This window comes from Mesorhizobium kowhaii (assembly GCF_042431665.1).
In the GTDB taxonomy this organism is placed as follows: Bacteria; Pseudomonadota; Alphaproteobacteria; order Rhizobiales; family Rhizobiaceae; genus Mesorhizobium; species Mesorhizobium kowhaii.
This window is the reverse complement of the sequence record NZ_JBHLYT010000231.1, coordinates 1-540: the sequence shown is the minus strand read 5'-3', so window position 1 is coordinate 540 and position 540 is coordinate 1. Positions and strand designations below refer to the sequence as shown.

2 protein-coding genes are annotated in these 540 nt (G+C 68.7%); both read right to left on the bottom strand.

The annotated features are described in order from the left end of the window. The coding region (locus ACFFNA_RS39830) for a transposase zinc-binding domain-containing protein (protein WP_378925842.1) at positions 1-191 on the bottom strand (191 nt) is incomplete at its 3' end. A 10-nt stretch (positions 192-201) separates the two neighbouring features. Next, on the bottom strand, positions 202-540 hold a 339-nt coding region (locus ACFFNA_RS39825), incomplete at its 5' end, for a tyrosine-type recombinase/integrase (protein ID WP_378925840.1).

The window sequence follows — 540 nt, the reverse complement described above, 5'->3', positions numbered from 1 at the left end:
TTGAAGGCGATGCGCTGGTGGCCGCATTGATCGCACTGCTCGACATGCCCGCCGAGCGCGGCGGTGCGGCAGAGTTCAATCGCCGTCATGACGCGACGCTGCGCGGTGCTGAGCGACGCGTCATGCTGCACGCGATAGGCTTCGCCGTAGCGGCGGAAGATATCCGCCACCTCCGGCCCCGAGCGGGCCATCTGCTCGAGCTCAGAAGTACTGAGGCTTGGCCGGTGGCAGCGGGGTGGGGGCCGGACGCGGCAAGAGCTCGAACGGGCTCGACGTGGCGCAGACCTTGTTGGTGGCAATCCGCAGGTAATGGGCGGTGGTCGCGAGGCTGCGGTGACCGAGCAGCAGTTGAATGGTGCGCACGTCGGCGCCGGTCTCCAATAGATGGACGGCGAAGGCGTGCCGCAGGCTGTGCGGCGTGACCGGTTTGGGCAACCGGGAGAGGTCGCGCGCTTTCGCGCAGGCTTGTCCCACCGCATCCCTGGTGATCGGCTGGCCGGCACGATCGCCGGGGAAGAGCCACGCCTCTGGCCGGCGCAC